General features: G+C 39.7%; 10 protein-coding genes and 1 pseudogene. All 11 read right to left on the reverse strand.

Features of this window, described 5'->3' with window-relative positions:
• Window positions 1-5: 5 nt before the first annotated feature.
• Window positions 6-881: pseudogene (locus MZHIL_RS06545) on the reverse strand (IS5 family transposase); the annotation flags it as partial.
• Between the two features lie 291 nt (window positions 882-1172).
• Window positions 1173-1580 carry a GTP pyrophosphokinase gene (locus tag MZHIL_RS06550; protein WP_216579992.1) on the reverse strand — a complete coding sequence of 136 codons (408 nt, stop codon included), beginning with the start codon at window positions 1578-1580 and terminating at the stop codon, window positions 1173-1175.
• Between the two features lie 183 nt (window positions 1581-1763).
• Window positions 1764-2513, reverse strand: a complete 750-nt coding sequence (locus tag MZHIL_RS06555) for a hypothetical protein (RefSeq protein WP_013898587.1) — start codon at window positions 2511-2513, stop codon at window positions 1764-1766.
• Window positions 2513-4513, reverse strand: coding sequence for a BREX-3 system phosphatase PglZ (pglZ, locus tag MZHIL_RS06560; protein WP_013898588.1), 2001 nt, complete (start codon window positions 4511-4513; stop codon window positions 2513-2515). Before pglZ ends, MZHIL_RS06555 begins: the two co-directional genes overlap by 1 nt.
• Entirely contained in the window at window positions 4513-7440 is a 2928-nt protein-coding gene (locus MZHIL_RS06565) for a DEAD/DEAH box helicase (RefSeq protein ID WP_013898589.1), read from the reverse strand. The genes pglZ and MZHIL_RS06565 overlap by 1 nt, the downstream gene beginning before the upstream one ends.
• A complete protein-coding gene (locus tag MZHIL_RS06570; RefSeq protein WP_013898590.1) occupies window positions 7433-9292 on the reverse strand; it encodes an ATP-dependent helicase in 1860 nt (619 codons plus the stop codon). The genes MZHIL_RS06565 and MZHIL_RS06570 overlap by 8 nt, the downstream gene beginning before the upstream one ends.
• Window positions 9289-11106 (reverse strand): ATP-dependent nuclease, encoded by a 1818-nt coding sequence (locus MZHIL_RS06575; protein ID WP_013898591.1) that lies wholly within the window; start codon window positions 11104-11106, stop codon window positions 9289-9291. Before MZHIL_RS06575 ends, MZHIL_RS06570 begins: the two co-directional genes overlap by 4 nt.
• A 1-nt stretch (window position 11107) precedes the next feature.
• Entirely contained in the window at window positions 11108-12544 is a 1437-nt protein-coding gene (locus MZHIL_RS10695) for a hypothetical protein (protein ID WP_216579994.1), read from the reverse strand.
• Window positions 12501-13889 (reverse strand): DNA methyltransferase, encoded by a 1389-nt coding sequence (locus tag MZHIL_RS10700; RefSeq protein ID WP_245527529.1) that lies wholly within the window; start codon window positions 13887-13889, stop codon window positions 12501-12503. The genes MZHIL_RS10695 and MZHIL_RS10700 overlap by 44 nt, the downstream gene beginning before the upstream one ends.
• Window positions 13890-13899: 10 nt before the next feature.
• The gene (locus tag MZHIL_RS06585; RefSeq protein ID WP_013898592.1) at window positions 13900-17538 is read right to left on the reverse strand and encodes an AAA family ATPase; all 3639 of its coding nucleotides are present in this window, start codon (window positions 17536-17538) and stop codon (window positions 13900-13902) included.
• A complete protein-coding gene (locus MZHIL_RS06590) occupies window positions 17539-20343 on the reverse strand; it encodes a DNA methyltransferase (RefSeq protein WP_013898593.1) in 2805 nt (934 codons plus the stop codon).
• Between the last annotated feature and the right edge of the window lie 2 nt (window positions 20344-20345).

Consider the following 20345-nt stretch of genomic DNA (forward strand, 5'->3'; position numbering starts at 1 on the left):
AGAAATCTTATGTAAATAATAATTGTAAATGAGTTATACTTTTCGATATTATGTGTTAAATCTTACATTTACTTCCTTTACCTGGTTTCTGTACTTTCTTGACTTAATTTCTTCACCACATTTTCTTTTCAGAACGGAGAACATTGTTTCTACCAGGTTTCTCGAATGGTAGAGTTTCTCATCAAACTCTTCAACCATTTTCCTACGGTATTTGCCATTTATTTTCTTTCTTTTCCTCTGTCTTACAGGGATAAGAGGACTTGAATTCATGTTCTCTCGTTTGAGAACATGAATTTGTTCAGAGTCATACCCTTTATCCAGGACATCGTATTCTGAATGACGAAGTCTATGGCATTGCTTCAGCAATGTTTGTGCGTGTTTCGTATCGTGTACAGGTTTACTTGAGACCTTAAACCCAGTAACAATAAATTTTTCAACATCAATTGCTATACTTGTTTTTAGATATGATCTCCTTTTCTTTCCAGTCCTCATTGAATAATTGTAACTACAATGTCCACCCGTAAATCCACTTGAATCAATAGCAGTGAGATATATTCTTTCACCATGATAATAAAAGAGTTTTAGAGTTTGTTTCAATATGCTGTTAAAATATACTGATGGTATTCTACTCATGAATTTTTGTAATGTTGTAAAATGTGGTACCTGTTTTATTCCAAGTTTATTCTGTACTTTATCCATTAATTCAATGAGTTCAACGAAGTTTCTATAGTCCTCATTTAAGTATTCTTTTAGTAAAACCAGTGTCATTAACTGGTGCTGAGTATATTTTCACTTAGAATACTTACTGCTATACAATGGAAGATGAGATATTCCTGAGACAGCAATGGCTGTATCATAAAGTTTAAGTATTTTCTTGACAAAAATATTCATCCCCCTGTTGTTTTTGTTTGTTTACCAAAAAAACACAGGGGACTTATCCTTTTTATAACATTAGGTTGAAGTGGTAATAGAAAATAGGATTTCTACATAGCCGACTTTTCATCCCTTTAAAATATAAATGGAACATATTCTATGGTTCCGGCTTTTCTTTTCAATCAATATCTGGTTTACAATAAACCAACAAAAAATTACTCAGGGTCATATTTTGAAGATTAACTTGAGACTTCATATTATCTTAATAATTGTTGTATTAACCCTGTTTTTTGATAACTCTAAGAAAGCTTGCTCCTAGCTGCCTTATACTTCTCTATCCTGAGTTTATCTTCAGGTGTAGGGTCTGGAATCCGAGATAAAACCAGGTTATCTTCAATATCTGCTAGCTTCACCCTACAAGCGATATAATTTTGCGAAATTCTGTCAATGAACAGGCTATAATCTTCCCCTTCTTTTTTTGTTAGATGAGTAAGCACTTCAATCACTTCTTCTGAAAAGCCTTCATCTTTAAGTTCTTTAAACGTTATTGATGAATCTTCCACAACATCATGTAACACTGCACATATTCTCTCAATATCTGTATTCATCTTCATCATGATTCTTAGAGGATGAAGGATGTAAGGCTCCCCGCCTTTATCTCTCTGCCCATAATGTGCTTTGCAAGCAATTAATATAGCCTTATTCAACAATACAGATTCCTCTTTGTAGTAAGTCTATTTTGCTTTCATTCTACTTATTATTGCCTTTAGTATTGTAACTCTATAGAAATTGTCATCTGAATAATAGTTGCAAACGAGTTATACTTTTTAGGTATTTAATGTCTTAGATTTAACTTCCTTTATCTTATTTATAAAAAATCTAATTAATTCTCACTTTAATTGCAAAAAAATTTCATCCAGACCATAAGTAATTACATTTATTCGGTTTGACTTATTTGAGATGTAATCAACTGATATCATAGATAACTGAAATGGAAAAAGTGCAGGTGAACTTGTTATCATTTTAAAACATCCTTTATTTTCTGGTATTGCATACAATACTGACTCTACAAGCAAAACAACAATTTCATCATCGTGTACGTTTAGTTGATTTGCTTTTACATAACATCCTTTACATTCTGAATCCTTTAAAATACCCCATTCTACGAGAGAACGAATCACATATCTGGCATACCTGCTAATAGTTTGTCTATCACCATATTGCTCTTTGAGTCTGTTGGTTATCTGATGTAGAGTAATCTGATCTTGAAGGTTCAAAAGTCTCCCCACCTGCAAAGATACGTTATACCAAAAAGGATAAGCTGCACAAATCATTGCCCAGTGTATTGCAAGAGATTCAGAAGGATATTTGCGTAGCTGCTCTAAGGCAGAATCCCGTAAACCTAAAAGCTCAGGTTCAGGAGATACCCAGGTTTTCATTAGATTGGCAACGACAAATTTGCATGTGTTCTTACTTCGTTGATCTTCAGAACCACCGCATCTATAATGCATTAGATACTCATTAAACTCTGAACGTATTGATTTCTCATCCATTCCTGCAAGAAGCATACTAGCTGTTTTTTCCATCCATTCATAACGAATAACCTGCTTTATTCCAATGGAATCATACCTTTTACTCATCAACGACTCCTCTTTTCAAATTTTACCAAAGGAACAATTACTTCTTCCATTGAAATTCCACCGTGACCAACTATAGTTTCTCCTTCCTTGACAAATGCATCGTCTCCCTCAGTTACCAACGGGAAATAACCAGGTGGTAAGCCTATAGGATTCCATTTTATTGCAAATGGTAATGTTTTGGCAACTGAATCTCTAAGTTCCAAAGTAGGATAAATCCTTGCTCTCTCGCCACGATTTTCGGCTATAGATCCTTCAAATGAACGTCCTTTTCCATTACATTCTATATTGCCATGATCTGATGTTAACCATACTTGATAATTGTTATCTAAGAGGTATTCAATTAGAGAAAAAAGAAAACCTCCTTCGCACCATTGTTTAATCTGATTGTGCATTCCAGAAGCACCGAGTTGCATACCATGCATAATCTTGTCGACCTTGTCAACGACCAAACCAATGACCTTTGTTTGGTTTAGATTGAAACTATCATCAAGAATCTCGCAAACATTACCATCTCCCAAGCTACGCTGATAAGCAATTTTCTGACGTGATACACCATTGTCTTCCCAGAACTGGCGCCACAGGTTTCCTTCATTGTTTGTTGTGTTAATTGATTTTGGATAGGAAATAGGTGTTCTTCCCGAGAAAACTGCCTGTCTTGATACGGAAGTCAATGTAGGTATCCAGGCAAAAGTTGCTGATTCTTTCATAACCAAATTAGGATCTTGTTCATGGAGAACTTTTTTTATAGTGACCCACTGGTCAAGAGATAGACCATCAACAACAACAAGAGCCAAACTCATGTTTTTTTCAGATTCAAGTTCCCTAACCATTCGGCGAGGAACATGATGAAGCATTGCAGGATTTGTTGGAGGAAGATTAATCAGACCAGCATAGCGTTCAAGCATCCAGTTTGTGAACTTATTGTTGACTAAAGTACTGATCTGCTTGAATCGTTCCAATTCATTAACTTGATTGGTTGTGTGAATAAGTGCTCTTAATTCTGCCCATTTCATTGCGAAGTCGATCCATTCTGAATAAAGTGACTCTGGAACGGGAATTTCATTTTCGATAATCTCAAGAAGACCATTAATACGAATGTTAGGATCATTGTCATTTGTTTCAGATACACCGCTTTTTATCCAGGGATTTGTTTCTATATTTGTGCCAGATTTTTGAACTGGAATGAGCTTGCCTTCAACAAAAAGATTGTCAATGTAAACACGGATGTCCTCATGATCAAATGGTAATGTGGTTGGTCCTCCATATTTCAGATTGTAAGCTGATGTTTCTTTAATGATATGGTTTCCGTGAGCCAGCACATCAAGGAATGGGGGCCAACGTTCTTGTAGAAACGCAAAAAAGGCTCCATCATCGGAGACGATAATTTCAAGTGGCCAATCATTAAAACGACTGTTACCTTTTAAGATTTGAACCAGTCGACCAGACAAGATTGGCGGTAGTTTAAGCTTATTGTAATGAATCCTAAGCAGTGTACGAAGTAGTTCAACATCGTTGGTGATAAGATATGGTACAATACCAAAAACATATTGGATTACAAAATCCTTGGTGTCATTATTACCTAGTTTACGTGGAGAATATTTGTTTTGAGCAGCAAATAATTCGTCCAGGAAACTGCTATCAAGTTTCTCAATTATAGAATAACTTAGATTGGGGAAAATATTACCAAGGGTAAATTTCAATATTCTTCCAGCTTTGAGGAGATCATAAGGCAGGGCATCCCACTGGGAGTTACACACACGAATCACAACTGTCTGTTTGGTCTGTTGTCCCTGGTCCCATAGAGTTCTGTATCCTGATTCATAGGCATACCTGAATTCAACAGAGTCTTTGAAATCAATAAGATCAAAACCACGGTTTTTGAGTTCAAGCGAGAGTTTTTCTTCGGTCAGCAGGTCATCAGGATCGATTACAATGATGACTTTGCTTATATTTGGCACAAACTCGTTAAGTATACTATCTCTCCAAGTACATGGACTCATCAGTCTCTCCTTTGTATTTGCATTAGCAAAAGTGGTTTTATATCTGGTACTGTCTCTTTTGCAATTTCAAGTTCTTTTTTCCATACGTTCTCTTCGGAAATACATTTATCTAAACGATATTGACGAACCTCGGGGAGACCAAGACGTCCTATGGCTTTTCTCCGTGCTTCAAATGCATGATGACCTCTTATTTCTTCATGTTCAATTGCAGAGCTATGTTCTTGCTTAAGGGTATTAAATAATGCCTGCCCAGCAGATTCAGCAGCATTGGTAACTTTATCATATGCATCAATGGATGCTTTGTGGTCAAGAGAATGTAAAATCTTTAGCTCTGCTGTCTGCATGATGTCCCATATATGGCGGGCAGTTGGAAGGAATATATTCCCTTCGTCGGATACAAAGACACTGAGATATCGTCTCCTTATTTGTGGAATAGTCATAGTATGGTTGCTATTGTATGTGCCCGATACTATACGAATCTCGAACAATCCCCAAAAGCCAGATATCTTGGATGATAATTCATCTATAGATACGCATGGAATTGGCTGCCCGGAAGCAATCATTGGTAGGTTAAGTGCAAGTCCTCTTATCTTGTTATCTTCCAGATTAAGTAACACGACATCATCTTTAAGTTGCGATCGATGTGAATTGAAGGTGCAATTCATAGGAACTTTACTGTCAGGCCACATAAGGTCCCATGATTCTCTTTTACGTATTGCATGACCGCCGTGGGATTTAATATAACCTACTGTCATACGTTCGACCCAATAGGGAAGTGGATGTGATCGTAGACGATCTGCAGTTTGCAGGTCAGGTTCTTCCGAAATACCAAAGATCGGTGATGATTCACGAATCTCATGGATCTCTTCTCTAATCTTGGATACTGTATTATCAACTGAAGCTTCAACATTATCAGGATCAAGAATTGCAGAAGCAAAAATACCTTCGAATAATTCCCCAGCCTGAGCGGAGTCAAGTACATCTCCTGTTTTGTCGATTCCAAATTCATTAAGGATTATTGAAAGTTTCTGTTCGAGAACTTCTCGGACCCTGAATTCTATAGATTCCTGGAAAAGGAAGTTTATTGCTCTTACAACTTTGGCCTGACCGATACGATCAACACGACCTATACGTTGTTCCAGTCTCATTGGGTTCCATGGGATATCATAGTTTATGACAACATGACAGAACTGAAGGTTCAGGCCTTCACCACCTGCATCAGTAGAAATGAGTACACGTACTTTGTCACAGAAATCATCCTGGGCCTTTTTTCGTTCGTCCATATCCATGAAGCCATTAAGTGTTACTACAGAAATACCTCGGGCTTCAAGGAATTCTTTAAGCATCTGTTGGGTTGGAACGAATTCGGTGAATATCAGTAATTTGAGGTCTGCTTCATTCTCTTCTGCCTGGAGCTGATAGATCCATTCTATCAGTGATTCTGCTTTGGCATCAGGTGCTTGCTGCTCACATTGGTAAGCCGTTTCAAGAAGGTTTTCCACCTGGATCCTTTCGTTCTGCATGGCAGAAATACGGGATTTAAGAAGCTCATCGAGCAGTTCCTGTCCATCCATCTCATAAAGTTCATCAACTTCATCACCAGAATCTGTAATCTCTTCCAGACGCTGGGAAGTTCGAATTTCTATGTCTTTGAGAACTTCAAGCCTACGTTCCAGTGTAGTGCGAATGGCCCTTGTACTTGAAACCACAAGTCTCTGCATGAGTATCATCAGAAAGCCAATGTGCTGCTTCTTTTCCCTTAGTGCCTGATTGTACCCTTCACGGACGTATTTTGTTACTTCCTCATAGAGCATTTGCTGTGATCTGTGTCGTTCTTCCCATGTAACAGGTGCCATCTTTGTAACACGTGGTTTGAATAGTGGATTGCCATCTCCATCAACTGCTCTACGTTTCTCTGTACGGATCACATAAGCTGCCACTCGTTCACGAGTAACGCTATCCATGTCAGGAAAGGTTTTGTCATCCAACAAGCTCATCAAACGATGAAATGCATCACTTTTACCCTGATGTGGGGTTGCTGAAAGCAATAGAAGATATGGTGCAGCCTCTGCAAGTCCTCTTCCAAGCTTGTATCTGGCAACCTGATCCGTACTGCCCCCTAGCCTGTGTGATTCATCAACCACGACCATATCCCACCCGGCAGTGATCAGATCTTCAAATCTGGAGCGGTTATACTCATCAATACGTTCCTGACTCCATCCCCTGCGTTTATCCATGGGCTTGACAGAGTCAAGGGATACTATCACCTGATCGAACATCCTCCATGGATTTGCATGCTGCAGTTCATCAGGTTCATCCAGGAACCGGAGCTTAGTACCCTGTGCCCAATAGCGAGAATGGTTACCACTGATTATTCTTTTTATCGTTGCAAGGTCTTCGCCGAAAACAAGCTGGAAATCCTCGTTGAAGTGCGTATGCATCTCGCTGACCCACTGAGTAGCCAGACCCTTCGGCGCAACAACCAGAATACGACGAACCAAACCTCGTAATTTGAGCTCACGCATGATAAGTCCTGCTTCAATTGTCTTCCCCAGACCAACCTCATCAGCTAGCAGATAACGTACCTTATCTCCAGAAACAGCTCTTGAGAGAACACGTATCTGATGCGGAAGCGGAATGACATTTGATTCCATCGGAGCAAGAAGCACAGGCCCATCCGAATCATGTGAACCGCCCTCCAGCACTTCAGCTACCTTTGCTGCTGCAGCAACATACGTAATTCGGTTTGCTTCGATCTCCGGCTGAATCTCTGCAGTCAATGGTCGCAGTGCTGACTGCGGAACCCTGACCACAGTATCCTGATTTGGAAGCCAGATACGGTAAACTATGTTTCCCCACAGGTTTTGTTCTTCGATTACTTTGCAGGGTGAGTTGTGGATGGTGGAGTATTGCCATTCTTTAATCATTTAGCAACCCCATCTCCTTTAAAAAACGAGAAGGTTGCTTATGCCATCCAAAATATTCGTTTGCATAACTCAAATACAGAGATTTTGATGCACGAGTAATTGCTACAAAACAGTTTCTTCTCTCTTCTTCTATTGATTTATTTCCACTTCTAATTGCAAAATAAGTTGGGAACTGCTCTTCAGCTAATCCTATAATAAAAACATGATCGAACTCCATTCCTTTTGCAGAGTGAACTGTTTGTAATCGGACGCAATCTTTTCCAATTGACTTCAACTTGGGCGTTAAATCCATTTCTTGGAGAAATACGTGGAGTCCAACATTTCCTTCATAAGTATCCTCAATGTCCTGTGCAATTCTCGTCCAATTTTCTTTATCGTCTTTGTAATCAGGAAATAAATCATCTTTTTCATCGTCAGTATTCAAGTAATCGAAATGATTAATGTATATCTCAATAAATTTTTGAAATTGGATTGTATCACAAAGATAACTGATTCCGGCATTACAAACTGGATTCAATATTTCACTTTGAGAAGCAGTATCAAAAAAAGCACGAAGCAAAGAACTACCTTCAACATGTGCTTTTGCAGAGATGTCTTCAGCTGATAGTACTAAACCGTTTATGTCAGTTGCTGATGCACAAAGCTTGTTGAGAACACTACGAGAGTTAGCTGCATTGGCCAATTTAAGGCAAAAATACATTGTCAGTAGAATAGGACTTGAAAAATCTTGATTCTTGCTGACGATTTCTGCATTTATACTATGTTCATTTAAGTACTTATTTGCAGCAGTAAGTAGTTTATTGCTTCTTGCTATCAATAAACATTTATCTCTACTTTTTAGAGGAATTACGTTAATCTCATCAACTAAACCTGAAAGTTCATGGTCAAAATTTTCATATGATGTTAATTTAACTGTACCACTTTCATCACTAAACGGAATTCCAGGTTTTTTTGTATGGATTCTATAGGAATTATGTTCAATGAGCTTATTTGCTATTTCTACGATTTCCTTTTGGCAACGATAATTATATGGAAGTTGCAGGACTTCTATATTGTAATCGCTTTTAAGAGATTCCAATCTTTTTGGATCAGCTCCATTCCACTGGAAGATAATCTGGTCTTCATCTGCGACAATAAAAAGATTTGCATTTTCGGTGGGAGCTAACAATTTGAGTATTAAATATTGAGCTAGATTTGTATCTTGGAATTCATCTACACAGATATACTTGTACACTGTTCTTAGTTGTCGAGCAATGCGTGGTTTCGTTTCAAGAAGTTGTCTTGTGAAGTAGAGCATAGACCCAAAATCTAGTTGATTTTCCTTTGAAAGTGCTTGAATGTATTGATTAAATATTGTTTGTAAATCGTAACACTCAGTTTGATTTTCAGGAGTGAAATACTTTGGTAGTTCCTCAACAGATATCCCGTGAGTAAACATGGTATCTATTCTGCTTAATATATCTTCAGGATTATCAACATCAAGTTCCTTAAGGATGGCAATTCGATCCTTTTCATCAGTTATCACTGAAAAGTCCGGCTTAAGGTTGAGATGACTCCCATGTTGACGCAATAAATCAGTACAAAATGCATGAAAGGTACGCAGCTGAACTCTATTATCCATATTCCCAAGCAGCATATTTATCCGGTCTTTCATTTCCTTGGCTGCTTTCACAGTGAATGTTAGACCAAGGATACGGAAATTTTCATCGGGACTGTTTTTTATAATGTTTGCGATTCTCATCGTCAAAACAGCAGTTTTACCAGATCCCGGTCCGGCAAGTACGAGAAGGGATTTCTCTCCCCATTCAACTGCTTGGCGTTGACTTTCATTTAGCTGAAAAACTGATATCATTGGGCACCTCCAGAAATACCATTGACTTTTTCAAGAATCTGTTTTATTTCTTCTGGGACACCATCTGCTCCTCTATCTTTAATTAACATAATTGCATTAAGTGAAGCAGCAGGCTTTGAAAAGTGTCTTTTGAGGCAAGCATATACCTGATTCCAATATTCAGGAGTTTCCTCTTCTGCTGTAATTTCAGGATTAGATCTGTCTTCTAGTTTTCTGGCTACATTCAAAGCTTGACCTGGTTTCTCGGGAAAAGTTTCTTTTATTTCTTCTAATACTTGTTCCCAAGTAGCAGTTGGATAAGTAGTAGTATTAGTACTTATTCCATCTAAATAAGGATCTCCGTAACCTGCAACACAAAGAAGAACATCCATGTTTGACTCAGAAAGTTTTGTAATATATGTAGACTCGTCTCTTCCATTCAACAAATTCTTTGCACTTCTAATATACTTATCTCCGGCTTGATCATTATCTGCTAACAAATGCCAATCAATACCAAGGGAATCTGCCACTTTGATAAATAAACCAGGACCACCTGCTTGACTATATTCGACAATTCGCAGACCACATTGATGTATATCAATTTCTAATATTTGAGCACATTCGGACACTACAGAAACGTCAGTCTCACCCTCAACAAGTAACCATTTTTTAGCAAATAGTAATTCTCCACGATTTCTTCTAACTTGGTGATTAAATTTCCTCAACTCTTCAGGAGTCAAGCAATCCTTTTGAATTATATTGCATTCGCATACATTTGACATTCTATTCATTCTTCTAAGATTTTCAACAGGCACCTCCGACAGAATGTCACCTGAATGAGTTGCAATAATCTTTTGCCCTGGCAAATTACCTAAAATAGGCCAAATTGCACGGATTGCATTGGGGTGCAAGTGTGCTTCTGGTTCTTCAATCGCAATTATTGGCTCTGCTAAACGATTTACATCGACTTTTATCCGGGTTTTTAAATATGCACTAAAAAGAAGAAGCACGCAAAGACTCTGAGTACCTTCTCCATGGTTATAGATAGGAACTTTTGTATTAGTGACGGTAGGAATGTTTACATCTGTGTATCGTATTGTTTTATAAAAATCAGCTGGTTTAGGATCTATGCTAACATTATTAGCATCTCCTACAGAAATAAGAGTTGAAAGCTGCTTTACTTCGGTAACAACGTCCTGAAATGACAAGTGAGAACCAACAATTTTTTTATTTACTTCTTCTAGTTCAGATTCTAATTCGATTCTGGTATCATCATTTAGGCTTTTACTTTTTAAAAAAGCTGACCAAAATGTAGCTTGGCTACGAAATTCTTCTTTTGCATCTCTAAGTGCAGAAAGATAATAAAAAGGACGTAGTTTTCTTATTTCTTTAAGAAAAGACTGCTTACCTACCATTTCATTACCAGCATCGTCTAAAAAGCAATAACTTTGTTTTAATTCACCATCTTCTTCATCAAACCAACCACTTATACGCAATTTAATCTTTGAGTAATCATCACCAACAATTACCTCGTTTAATGATTGTACGATTTTATCGTTCCATTGATGTTCTTCTGTTTCCTCAAATGTAAATGTGAGATTTATTGGTAAAAACTGCTCTTTCTTCTTTATTTCATTGTCACGGTAAAAATCATATTCTGAAAAATTAAAAGTTCGATCAGACTTTATTAAATCCATACCTATGCGTAATGCCTCTAGTACAGAAGTTTTTCCGCTGTTATTTTCCCCAATCAGAACGGTAATGTCATGATCAAATTCAATCTCTAATGAACTAACACCACGAAAATTTTCAATCTGGACTTTTGTTAGGAACATCTCATTCCCCTCCAACCCTTGTCACAGCCTGATCATACCACATCAGCAACTTTGGATCCTCTTCCAGAACCTTGTTCGGAATCAGATCAGCCACCTTAATTATCGTAGAATAATCCCTCTCCTGCCATGCCTTCTTAAAACCAGCCTGTACAGCCTCCATCCTGAATACTTTGAGCTTCTTAGTAGACTGCCTGTACTCCTCGAACTCTTTCAGCAGTGACTTCTCACGCAGTTTCTCCAGGTCCCCTGCCTTGTTGGGATCTGGTACATACCATCTATCCTTAGCCTTAGCCACCAATCCCGGATCATTCTTCTGCAGGTTACGCATCTCCGGCCAATTCGTAGAAAGATAGCCATGTATCTGGCTTGGCACGTCACCAATACCATTGTAGCTGAGGAAGTTCTGGTTCAGCAGTTCCCTAAGGTCCAGTTGCTCTTCGTTCTTGCTCCAGCCACCAAGCTCCTGCATGAACTGCGGATTAATATCCTGGAATGTCTGTGGTTTTACCTTGAGAAGCTGACGTAACCACTGAATTGCAGAAGCCTCGTCAGACACGAAAAGTTTTGTTTGGATGAAGTGTCCGGATGTCAGTTTCTTACGATCATACTCTGCAGCCTGCTCTGGTAAGAAGTACATACCATCACGCTCAATGAACCGCTGCCCAAGTCCTATCTGAAAATCCTGACTAGAAATTGGTACGGGATATCCTTTGCGGACGTAGTAGGCTACCATCTGATCGAAAAGAATACGCGAATCACGTTCGGGAATTAATTGCATTAAAGCTCCCTGGTATTTGGTGACTGGAAGATATTCCAAATGAGTACGGATAAAGTCCCATACACCGTCTTCAGTTTCTGCTTCATTCTGGAAGCGTTGCTCGAAGCCGCCATTGGGTTTGTAAGCAGAGATAACAAGATCTTGTTTAACGGCTGTTGGTGTAGTAACCGCTTTAAAACTTCTCTGTTGTTTATCTAAAGAGGAAACGTTTGCAGCAATGAATCCAGCTTCTAATAATGCTGTTTGAATACTATTCCAAACAGAAGCATTTGTATTAGAGAATTCAACTGTCATCCAGCGTCCAGGTTTAAGTGCCTTATATTTTTCCCTGAAACATTCCGTCATCAGATGACGATAATCATCTAAGCTCTTGCCTTGAGATTTGTTTTCTATAGCTTCAACTTCATTTTTTGTTTTTAATCTTAGCCACTCTTCCCAAAGAGAACTCAACTCAGAATAATTTAGATTAGAACCAAATGGAGGATCTGTAAAAACATAATCAACTTGTCCACAGAAGGAATCGGTACTTGATTTTGTACTTATCAACGTAGATAATTCAACATCTTTAAAAGCTAAACACAGTTTCTTCAGTTTATTGTAATAAGCAACAAATACATTAGATTCTGAAATTTGTGATCCAATATAAAAAGTCCCACTCAAAGGATTGTAAGGGAATGAATACTCCAGGTCTATAACGGTTTAACTTACTTATATTAATTAATTGAGAATTGAACATGAGGATAGCTTGACTTTTTTCGCATCGGTGGCGTATTGAAGATAAAATCCACAAGTTCCTTTTTGTGTAGAAGTGGTGGACATGAGTAATGCCTATACGGTCATTACGACGGGTTTCTTTACCTTCCATCATTCGATTAGTTGGGAACCAATAAGGAATCTCGCAATTTTCAATTTTATCGATCAACTCAAAATCAAATTCATCAGGTTTTTTCTCAAAACGTTTTTTTTCTACTGAATAATTGATAAGCACTGGCACTTGTTTTACTTGTCTGACAGTTTCTTTTATTGCCGTATCGTACTTAGTTATCAAAGCATGTTCCATACTGCGTTTGGTTAGCTTTGCTGAACAATGTGGACAAGGAAATTCATCTTTTACCTTGGAAGCTTCTTTATCTACAGCTTCTTCCCAAAATATAACCTCATTAGCACACTCCGGACAAACAAATACATCTGACCAGACAATATAATTTACCTTTCCCATCCTGCCATCAGAATGCCTGGTGTCATACATCCACCCACATTCTTCTTCGACTTCCATTAAGATACGTTTTGCTTCCTTTTCAAATGCCTTCACATCCACAGGAGTGTTGTAATTGTAAGCAATAAAAGTCGCTGCCGGAGATAAATCATTCAAAACAGCTCTGCGCACACCAAGCTTTGAGAAAGGCACCCAACGAGTCTTACCGTCATCATCAGTCTCCTGTTGCATGATAGTGCCGTCGGGTTTAACCTGGTAGCCGAGGGATTCCACGGTCTTGCGGTCGCCACACATCTGTGCAGCCACACCAGTCATACCTGTACCACAGAAGCCGTCAAAGACTATGTCTCCAGGTTCGGTGTAGTGGAGGATGTAGCGCATGATGGCTTTGTGAGGCACTTTGGTGTGATATGAGTGAGCATTGTAGATGGGATCGTTCTTGCCTTCGCTCACATCGGCTGCAAAGGGTTCCCTGTGGTACTTGTAGTCTGCAGGTTTTTCTGGCTTTTCTGATTCCCACTCGTTGATGAAATCTGCAATCCAGGGATTTGGGCAGGCAGTGTAGTATGGTGGGTCGCTCAGGTGCAGGATGTCTTCATCCGAGCCGATGGGGAAGCCTTCTATGTTACGGAACTTCTGATCCTGGAGTTTTTCACGCAGCTTTTCGGTGAAATAATTGCGGCGCTGCTCTTCGCTTTTAAAGGTCATTCCGAGGCAAGTAACAGTTCCTTCTTCTTTCTTAGTGGCCTGTATTTTATCAAATCCTAATTCTTGATTTTCACGCATCATTATCCCCAGGTCATTCTAACAAGATCTTTTCCCTTGCAATCTTTTCAATATCTGCTGCATTGATGCTGCCATCCGGACCATCCTCAGAAGTAACTAGCTGGTCTTCATAACCATTGTCGATGTACCACTTTTGTTTTCTTTCCCAGCTCTGTCTATAGCTTGGTACACTGAGCATACCCAAGTGTTCCCAATAGAAGGTATCTCCTTCGAAACTGACAGTGAAATCTGGGAGTCTGTAATCATTTGGATTACTGTCTTTATTCACCAATTTTTTTTCGTACTCATAGCTAATTCCTAATCTTGTCAGTGTATCAGCAACAATAACCTCAGATTTTGATCTGACAAGTACATTTTTGGCTGTGCGATGTATCAGATGGTTTGCATAATATCTTTCATCTGCTTCGGGCCTTACTGCCATTACAAACATGTTCGTGTTTCGCAGCAATGCTGCTGATTCCCGTGGACTGCGAAGCCTTTCAAGAACATCTGTATCCTTTTCGATAAGAAGTACCATTTTTTGGCGGAAACGGGTTAGACCAGTGTAGAGTAGTTCTTTAGATAAGGTAGAAGCATTCTTGGGAAGAATTAAGAATACATAATCAAAGTCGCTTCCTTGAGCTTTGTGAACTGTTAACGCGTATGCAAGCTCAAGACTTCCATCAACTTCGTTTCGATAATAACGATAAGATACTTCTGGCTGGGTCGAATACATTACATCAAGACTATTGTAGTTTTTGTTAGTTGAAGTGACCAGACCAATCTCGCCATTGGCAACATAGTTAATTCCTATTCCCTGAGGCCATGCTTTTCGGGAACAGTTGTACAACTGAATTACTTTATCAGTCCAGACTATTTCTTGTTCTCCAAAAGGACGAGTACCTTTTCCTCGAGAAAAATTAATCATTCCACCTCTATAACGGGCCTGAATCTTACGGTTTACTTCTGTAGTACCAAATTCATGATTCCTCACCGGACTAAGAATTTGCCAGTGCTCAGCATTACGTGGATCATGATCTTCATTCTTCTTGTTATTTCCAATTCCTATACTTTTATTGAATTGCAGGTAATCGGCACTACCTTCCTTTATACCAAGTAGGTGCTCCATTCTGGAAGACAATAATTCATCAAGCTGCAGATGATCTCGCCAGTAATGAACTTCTAAATCTCCATCTACTTCCTTTCTAGCTACACGAGAAAGTAAAGCATCATCACCTGGTATTGGATCTTCACTCAGGTAACCATCTGCAAGTTGTAGTGCCAGGCTATTATGGTCTTCATGTCTGGCACGCTCAGTCAAATGTGCGAGACAAGCATCCCTTGTTTCTACTGAGAGTTGGAACTTTTCAGGATATAATTTCTTGATGGTATCAGCATCGGCCTTCAACCAGCTGACAATATCAACGAATGGACGACCTGGACCTATTGGAGGAAGTTGATTTGGGTCACCTACCAAAACCAAACGGGAAACTTTGTTTAAATCCAGTGCACGGAATAAAACACCCAATAGGTCCATTGGAATCATTGAAGCTTCATCAATAATGACTGTAGGTGCTCCTTTTTCTTCTCCACCATCATATCTAAGAGAAAAGTTACTTGGATTTATCCACTTATTTCGCATAAGAAACTGATGAATCGTATACGTGTCTCTTAAGGTTTTATCATCTCTTTTGGTACGTTCCATTAATCGCACGCGAGCTTTTCCAGTGGGTGCCAAGAGCAATATAGGACGTTTTCCTTCAAGCTCTTCCAGACCTTTGAGGAATACTTTAAGGACGCTTGTCTTTCCAGTGCCTGCTCTACCTGTAAGCACGCTAAAGCGCGATTCGTATATTTTGCTTAATGCTTTGGCTTTTTCGATTCGGGCACGTTCTTCTACTTCAGGTGGAAGCTTTGAACCCTTACCTTCTCCAAACTCTTCTTTTAGAAGAGTTTCCCAAGACAAATCCGAATCATGTGCATCGTTTTTCTTTTTGACTCTTCTTAAAAGCTTTCTACTGACTTCCTGTTCCAATTCGGATAAAATCTTAAGTGCCATGGTTGGAGGATTTGAATCTGTGTGGAAATCAATAACTTCCTGATAAAAACTCTGTTGTCCAAGCACCAGTTCCGAATCTGGTAGACATGCCCTTCTTTCCGGGAAAAGCTTTCTGATTCTCTCAATAACTTCACTAAAAGGTAACAGAGTATCCCCATTAGCAGCTGCCTCCTTTAGTATAGAAACTGCACATCCTCTTACACGACGTGTATCATCCTGTGGAATAATATCATCTGCCGGAAGGAACCTGGCTGCATCTCCTTCAGGTCTCATTCCTCTATCAATAACTTCCAATGAGATTATATCTCTATCAGGTCCACCCTGATCCATCTCTGAAATCAGATATGGATTCTCAACAAGTTCGTCATCTGTTGCATCAATTCCTGAATTATTCCTTTCATTTGGGTCAACAATTCTTCTCACTTGGATAGGAGTGAGTTCAAATCGTACGAGTAATGCAAGCAACTTGCGACGTGATGAAGGATAAGCAGACCACCTTTTGACTGCCTCTTTCATTGGTTTAGCATATTTTTTTTCTTCGCATTCCTGTCGACCTTCAAGTATTGACAATAGGTATTCCCAGGCATTTTCCCCTTTCTTTATGCGAGGCATCAATACCTGCTTATGAAATGCGGTGCCTACATCCACACCAAGGAACTGAAGTACACTTCCTGCACCAGGGAAAGGTCCACGATTGTGCCAAACCTCAGACAGCACATCATTCAACCATGCAAGATGTCGGTTCCATTCTCCAGCTACTTTATTTTCAGCTATAACAGCTTGAAGGGATTGTATCAAACGTTCGAGTGCACCTATTGATGTATCATCGCTGACATGTTCTCCCACATAAGAGAAATCCAGCATTGTTCCATCTGGAATACGACAAATGATATTGGATGTATCATAGCCCTCGCGCAGATATTCATGATAAGGGAGTAAAAAGCCTTGGTTCTCAAAGTCATGAGTAATACATCGAGACCATATTGGGTAATCATCATCGTACTTAGGAGGTTTCTTGTCAAAGAATTGCTGTGGCCCTATGTTGGAGATCCGACCAACACCAACCAAAATTCGATTCAGAGTTTCGTCGAGTGGATTTCCTTGGTTACAATAGAAGAAGACAAGCGAACTGTCCTTTTCCAATTGTTTCCAAAAATTATTCAACATCTCCAGTTGTCTATCTGGTTCAAAGATCCAACCAAATTCTTTGTTGGGATCATCTGGACCTCGAACACTAAGATGCTCATCTTCACAGATCTGCCTGAAATTTTCCTCACGCATCCAGCGATATGGTGATGGGCAAACTGAGTATGGAGGAATCATTTCCTTTTTGGATGGGAGTTTTCTGAAATCAAGAGGATCATTATGAGTAATCTCAAAACCAATGGATGAAAAAGCAATAGGATCCCTTGAACAGGGAGGCTGCCACCCCTCCAATTCTGCCAGCGGCTTACCAGCACATTCCACTTCTCTTTCAAGTTTCGCAGGATCAGCCAAATTTTCCCTTATATGTTTCTGGACAACACAATATGCATTCTGGTCTGGATGGTCACAAATATGACCATCCCACCCTCGGTCATGCCAAACCAAACGAACTGAAAGATGCTTACTCATTTAAATACCTCCAACCCTAGTCACAGCCTGATCATACCACATCAACAATTTCGGATCCTCTTCCAGAACCTTGTTCGGTATCAGATCAGCCACCTTAATTATCGTAGAATAATCCCTCTCCTGCCATGCCTTCTTAAAACCAGCCCGTACAGCCTCCATCCTGAACACTTTGAGCTTCTTGGTAGACTGCCTGTACTCCTCGAACTCTTTCAACAGCGACTTCTCACGCAGTTTCTCCAGGTCCCCTGCCTTGTTGGGATCTGGCACATACCACCTATCCTTAGCCTTAGTCATCAATCCCGAATCATTCTTCTGGCGATTACGCATCTCTGGCCAGTTGGTAGAAAGATAACTATGGATCTGGCTTGGCACGTCACCAATACCATTGTAGCTGAGGAAATTCTGGTTTAGCAATTCCCTCAGGTCCAGTTCCTGTTCATTCTTACTCCAGCCACCAAGCTCCTGCATGAACTGCGGATTAATATCCTGGAATGTCTGCGGTTTTACCTTCAGAAGCTGGCGTAACCACTGAATTGCAGAAGCTTCATCTGAAACAAAAAGCTTTGTTTGTACAAGCTGTCCTGATGTCAGTTTCTTCCGATCGTACTCTGCAGCCTGCTCTGGCAGGAAATACATGCCGTCGCGTTCAATGAATCGCTGTCCAAGTCCTATCTGGAACTCCTGGCTTGAGATTGGCACAGGATAGCCTTTACGAACATAGTAGGCTACCATCTGGTCAAAAAGAATACGCGGGTCACGTTCTGGTATCAGTTGTAGCAAAGCGCCCTGATATTTAGTTACAGCAAGGTATTCTAAATGGGTTCGTACGAAGTCCCAAACACCTTCTTCAGTTGCTGCTTCATTCTTAAAGCGCTCTTCAAAGCCACCGTTAGGTTTGTAGGCGGAGATGACAAGATCCTGTTTGACGGCTGTTGGTGTAGTACACGCTTTAAAGCTCCCTTTTTTCTTATCCAACGCTGATATATTTGCAACAATGAAACCTGCATCTGTTAAAGCTGTTTGGATACTGTTCCAGACAGAAGCCTTTGTATTAGAGAATTCAACTGTCATCCAGCGTCCAGGTTTTAACAAATTGTAGGCAGTTTTAAAGCAGTTTGTCATCAATAATCTATACTCATTCAATCCTTTATTTTGCACATTATTTTGAATCGCTTCTGGAGTATTATCCGTTAAGATTCCTAACCAAGACTCAAGGAGGCTATTTAACTCAGAATAATTTAAATTAGAACCAAATGGAGGATCAAGAAAAATATAATCATAACATTCTTTACTTACAGAAGCAGCAGCTGCACTACACGTTTCAGAAATACATTCACCTTCTTTCAAATTACTTCTAAATGCTTGCCATCGAACACGTAAAGCAAGACGTTCAAGTACATTTGTTTCAACTGAAAGTGATGCTACATAGAGTGTTCCACGAAGACTCGTGATAACACCACCACCACCACCAAAATAATTACCCAAATGAAGTCTCAATTCTCTTCCAACCCAACTCATCGTAGATGTATACCATGCAGTATATCTTGGATTTTTATCTCTTAATTTCTTAAGAACAGAAGACAACACCCATAAATTTCGTTTAGTGTAAAACTGATGTACATGAGTGATACCATGAGAAGTCTTTGGCTGTCGAGTATTATAACCATTTGGCAATTTAGTTGAGGGAAAATGGTAAGGAATTTCAGCATTTACTATATTTTCAATCAGCTTTAAATCAAATTGATCAGGAATCTTTTCAAAACGCTTTTTATCAACAGAATAATTAATTAGAACTGGCACCTGTTTTGCCTGTTTTACATTTTCCTTAATCGCGGAATCGTACTTTGTTACCCAAGCCCTTTCCATATTACGCTTGGTAAGGTTGGCTGAGCAGTAAGGACAGGGAAAAACATCATTTACTTTTCCTCCTTCCCGATCTAATGCTGCTTCCCAGAATATAACCTCATTAGCACACTCAGGACAAACATAAACATCCGACCAAACGGTATAATTTATTCTTCCCATCTTTCCATCAGTGTGCTTAGTCTCATACATCCAGCCACATTCTTCTTCAACTTCTTTGAGGATGCGTGTTGCTTCTTTTTCAAATGCCTTCACATCCATAGGAGTGTTGTAGTTGTAGGCGATGAAAGTAGCTGCCGGAGAAAGATCATTAAGGACCGCCCTTCGCACACCAAGCTGCGAAAAAGGCACCCATCGAGTCTTTCCATCATCGCCAGTCTTCTGCTGCAAAATGGTTCCGTCAGGTTTGACTTGGTAGCCAAGGGATTCCACAGTCTTGCGGTCACCACACATCTGTGCAGCCACACCGGTCATACCTGTGCCACAGAAACCGTCAAAAACTATGTCTCCGGGTTCTGTATAGTGGAGAATATACCGCATGATGGCTTTGTGAGGTACTTTGGTGTGGTATGAGTGAGCATTGTAGATGGGATCGTTCTTGCCTTCGCTCACGTCGGCTGCAAAGGGTTCCCTGTGGTACTTGTAATCTGCAGATTTTTCTGGTTTTTCTGCTTCCCACTCGTTAATGAAATCCGTGATCCAGGGATTTGGGCAAGCAGTGTAGTATGGTGGGTCACTCAGGTGAAGGATGTCTTCGTCCGAACCTATGGGGAAACCTTCTATCTTGCGGAACTCCGGGTCCTGCAGTTTTTCACGCAGCTTTTCGGTGAAGTAGTTGCGGCGTTCCTCTTCGTTTTTAAAGGTCATGCCGAGACAGGTGACCTGCTTTGGAGAGTTGTTGCTGCCTTCGGAGAAATTGTCAAATAAGGTGGTATCAGTCATTT

It is taken from the genome of Methanosalsum zhilinae DSM 4017, from assembly GCF_000217995.1.
Lineage (GTDB): Archaea > Halobacteriota > Methanosarcinia > Methanosarcinales > Methanosarcinaceae > Methanosalsum > Methanosalsum zhilinae.

Coding starts and splice junctions, on each gene's coding strand:
- MZHIL_RS06575 (WP_013898591.1), bottom strand. CDS start 11,106: ATGTTCCTAACAAAAGTCCAGATTGAAAATTTTCGTGGTGTTAGTTCA.
- MZHIL_RS06585 (WP_013898592.1), bottom strand. CDS start 17,538: ATGAGTAAGCATCTTTCAGTTCGTTTGGTTTGGCATGACCGAGGGTGG.
- MZHIL_RS06555 (WP_013898587.1), bottom strand. CDS start 2,513: ATGAGTAAAAGGTATGATTCCATTGGAATAAAGCAGGTTATTCGTTAT.
- MZHIL_RS06590 (WP_013898593.1), bottom strand. CDS start 20,343: ATGACTGATACCACCTTATTTGACAATTTCTCCGAAGGCAGCAACAAC.
- pglZ (WP_013898588.1), bottom strand. CDS start 4,513: ATGAGTCCATGTACTTGGAGAGATAGTATACTTAACGAGTTTGTGCCA.
- MZHIL_RS10700 (WP_245527529.1), bottom strand. CDS start 13,889: ATGATGCGTGAAAATCAAGAATTAGGATTTGATAAAATACAGGCCACT.
- MZHIL_RS06570 (WP_013898590.1), bottom strand. CDS start 9,292: ATGATATCAGTTTTTCAGCTAAATGAAAGTCAACGCCAAGCAGTTGAA.
- MZHIL_RS06565 (WP_013898589.1), bottom strand. CDS start 7,440: ATGATTAAAGAATGGCAATACTCCACCATCCACAACTCACCCTGCAAA.